This is a genomic window from Allobacillus halotolerans (assembly GCF_018967645.1).
Classification (GTDB): domain Bacteria; phylum Bacillota; class Bacilli; order Bacillales; family Alkalibacillaceae; genus Allobacillus; species Allobacillus halotolerans.
This window is the reverse complement of the sequence record NZ_JAHLZF010000032.1, coordinates 701-4752: the sequence shown is the minus strand read 5'-3', so window position 1 is coordinate 4752 and position 4052 is coordinate 701. Positions and strand designations below refer to the sequence as shown.

Annotated in this window: 2 protein-coding genes; both read right to left on the bottom strand. The window is 54.2% G+C overall.

Going from position 1 to position 4052, the window contains the following annotated elements; genetic code table 11:
• Positions 1 to 1706: 1706 nt before the first annotated feature.
• On the bottom strand, positions 1707 to 2567 hold the full coding sequence (locus KQ486_RS13590; protein WP_000027050.1) for a broad-spectrum class A beta-lactamase TEM-116: 861 nt from the start codon (positions 2565 to 2567) through the stop codon (positions 1707 to 1709).
• Between the two features lie 372 nt (positions 2568 to 2939).
• The gene (locus tag KQ486_RS13585; protein ID WP_216687973.1) at positions 2940 to 3731 is read right to left on the bottom strand and encodes an APH(3')-II family aminoglycoside O-phosphotransferase; all 792 of its coding nucleotides are present in this window, start codon (positions 3729 to 3731) and stop codon (positions 2940 to 2942) included.
• Positions 3732 to 4052: the final 321 nt, after the last annotated feature.

Here is a 4052-nt window from a genome sequence, read left to right as displayed (position 1 = left end):
CAGGTCGAAAGGCCCGGAGATGAGGAAGAGGAGAACAGCGCGGCAGACGTGCGCTTTTGAAGCGTGCAGAATGCCGGGCCTCCGGAGGACCTTCGGGCGCCCGCCCCGCCCCTGAGCCCGCCCCTGAGCCCGCCCCCGGACCCACCCCTTCCCAGCCTCTGAGCCCAGAAAGCGAAGGAGCAAAGCTGCTATTGGCCGCTGCCCCAAAGGCCTACCCGCTTCCATTGCTCAGCGGTGCTGTCCATCTGCACGAGACTAGTGAGACGTGCTACTTCCATTTGTCACGTCCTGCACGACGCGAGCTGCGGGGCGGGGGGGAACTTCCTGACTAGGGGAGGAGTAGAAGGTGGCGCGAAGGGGCCACCAAAGAACGGAGCCGGTTGGCGCCTACCGGTGGATGTGGAATGTGTGCGAGGCCAGAGGCCACTTGTGTAGCGCCAAGTGCCCAGCGGGGCTGCTAAAGCGCATGCTCCAGACTGCCTTGGGAAAAGCGCCTCCCCTACCCGGTAGATCTCGATCCTCTACGCCGGACGCATCGTGGCCGGAGTACTGCGGTTTATCTCGATGGCTACGAGGGCAGACAGTAAGTGGATTTACCATAATCCCTTAATTGTACGCACCGCTAAAACGCGTTCAGCGCGATCACGGCAGCAGACAGGTAAAAATGGCAACAAACCACCCGAAAAACTGCCGCAATCGCGCCTGATAAATTTTAACCGTATGAATACCTATGCAACCAGAGGGTACAGGCCACATTACCCCCACTTAATCCACTGAAGCTGCCATTTTTCATGGTTTCACCATCCCAGCGAAGGGCCATCCAGCGTGCGTTCCTGTATTTCCGGACTATAAAAGGATCTAGGTGAAGATCCTTTTTGATAATCTCATGACCAAAATCCCTTAACGTGAGTTTTCGTTCCACTGAGCGTCAGACCCCGTAGAAAAGATCAAAGGATCTTCTTGAAATCCTTTTTTTCTGCGCGTAATCTGCTGCTTGCAAACAAAAAAACCACCGCTACCAGCGGTGGTTTGTTTGCCGGATCAAGAGCTACCAACTCTTTTTCCGAAGGTAACTGGCTTCAGCAGAGCGCAGATACCAAATACTGTCCTTCTAGTGTAGCCGTAGTTAGGCCACCACTTCAAGAACTCTGTAGCACCGCCTACATACCTCGCTCTGCTAATCCTGTTACCAGTGGCTGCTGCCAGTGGCGATAAGTCGTGTCTTACCGGGTTGGACTCAAGACGATAGTTACCGGATAAGGCGCAGCGGTCGGGCTGAACGGGGGGTTCGTGCACACAGCCCAGCTTGGAGCGAACGACCTACACCGAACTGAGATACCTACAGCGTGAGCTATGAGAAAGCGCCACGCTTCCCGAAGGGAGAAAGGCGGACAGGTATCCGGTAAGCGGCAGGGTCGGAACAGGAGAGCGCACGAGGGAGCTTCCAGGGGGAAACGCCTGGTATCTTTATAGTCCTGTCGGGTTTCGCCACCTCTGACTTGAGCGTCGATTTTTGTGATGCTCGTCAGGGGGGCGGAGCCTATGGAAAAACGCCAGCAACGCGGCCTTTTTACGGTTCCTGGCCTTTTGCTGGCCTTTTGCTCACATGTTCTTTCCTGCGTTATCCCCTGATTCTGTGGATAACCGTATTACCGCCTTTGAGTGAGCTGATACCGGTTGGGCGTCGCTTGGTCGGTCATTTCGAATTACCAATGCTTAATCAGTGAGGCACCTATCTCAGCGATCTGTCTATTTCGTTCATCCATAGTTGCCTGACTCCCCGTCGTGTAGATAACTACGATACGGGAGGGCTTACCATCTGGCCCCAGTGCTGCAATGATACCGCGAGACCCACGCTCACCGGCTCCAGATTTATCAGCAATAAACCAGCCAGCCGGAAGGGCCGAGCGCAGAAGTGGTCCTGCAACTTTATCCGCCTCCATCCAGTCTATTAATTGTTGCCGGGAAGCTAGAGTAAGTAGTTCGCCAGTTAATAGTTTGCGCAACGTTGTTGCCATTGCTACAGGCATCGTGGTGTCACGCTCGTCGTTTGGTATGGCTTCATTCAGCTCCGGTTCCCAACGATCAAGGCGAGTTACATGATCCCCCATGTTGTGCAAAAAAGCGGTTAGCTCCTTCGGTCCTCCGATAGTTGTCAGAAGTAAGTTGGCCGCAGTGTTATCACTCATGGTTATGGCAGCACTGCATAATTCTCTTACTGTCATGCCATCCGTAAGATGCTTTTCTGTGACTGGTGAGTACTCAACCAAGTCATTCTGAGAATAGTGTATGCGGCGACCGAGTTGCTCTTGCCCGGCGTCAATACGGGATAATACCGCGCCACATAGCAGAACTTTGAAAGTGCTCATCATTGGAAAACGTTCTTCGGGGCGAAAACTCTCAAGGATCTTACCGCTGTTGAGATCCAGTTCGATGTAACCCACTCGTGCACCCAACTGATCTTCAGCATCTTTTACTTTCACCAGCGTTTCTGGGTGAGCAAAAACAGGAAGGCAAAATGCCGCAAAAAAGGGAATAAGGGCGACACGGAAATGTTGAATACTCATACTCTTCCTTTTTCAATATTATTGAAGCATTTATCAGGGTTATTGTCTCATGAGCGGATACATATTTGAATGTATTTAGAAAAATAAACAAATAGGGGTTCCGCGCACATTTCCCCGAAAAGTGCCACCTGACGTCTAAGAAACCATTACGTAGAAAGCCAGTCCGCAGAAACGGTGCTGACCCCGGATGAATGTCAGCTACTGGGCTATCTGGACAAGGGAAAACGCAAGCGCAAAGAGGATCCTTATCGCTATCGATTCACACAAAAAACCAACACACAGATGTAATGAAAATAAAGATATTTTATTGCGGCCATCGTGATGGCAGGTTGGGCGTCGCTTGGTCGGTCATTTCGAACCCCAGAGTCCCGCTCAGAAGAACTCGTCAAGAAGGCGATAGAAGGCGATGCGCTGCGAATCGGGAGCGGCGATACCGTAAAGCACGAGGAAGCGGTCAGCCCATTCGCCGCCAAGCTCTTCAGCAATATCACGGGTAGCCAACGCTATGTCCTGATAGCGGTCCGCCACACCCAGCCGGCCACAGTCGATGAATCCAGAAAAGCGGCCATTTTCCACCATGATATTCGGCAAGCAGGCATCGCCATGGGTCACGACGAGATCCTCGCCGTCGGGCATGCGCGCCTTGAGCCTGGCGAACAGTTCGGCTGGCGCGAGCCCCTGATGCTCTTCGTCCAGATCATCCTGATCGACAAGACCGGCTTCCATCCGAGTACGTGCTCGCTCGATGCGATGTTTCGCTTGGTGGTCGAATGGGCAGGTAGCCGGATCAAGCGTATGCAGCCGCCGCATTGCATCAGCCATGATGGATACTTTCTCGGCAGGAGCAAGGTGAGATGACAGGAGATCCTGCCCCGGCACTTCGCCCAATAGCAGCCAGTCCCTTCCCGCTTCAGTGACAACGTCGAGCACAGCTGCGCAAGGAACGCCCGTCGTGGCCAGCCACGATAGCCGCGCTGCCTCGTCCTGCAGTTCATTCAGGGCACCGGACAGGTCGGTCTTGACAAAAAGAACCGGGCGCCCCTGCGCTGACAGCCGGAACACGGCGGCATCAGAGCAGCCGATTGTCTGTTGTGCCCAGTCATAGCCGAATAGCCTCTCCACCCAAGCGGCCGGAGAACCTGCGTGCAATCCATCTTGTTCAATCCCTCCGGAGCCTCCGCCACCTGATCCGCCACCTCCGCTCCCACCACCGGTCTGCTCGTTCTTCAGCACGCGCTCCACGAAGCTCTTGATGTACTTACCCATTTCATCTGGAGCGTCCTCCTGGCTGAAGTGGAGGCCCTTCACCTTCACGAACTCGGTGTTAGGGAACTTCTTAGCTCCCTCGACAATAGCGTTGGAAAAGAACCCAGGGTCGGACTCGATGAACATCTTAGGCAGATCGTCGCTGGCCCGAAGGTAGGCGTTGTAGTTGCGGACAATCTGGACGACGTCGGGCTTGCCTCCCTTAACGAGAGGGATCTC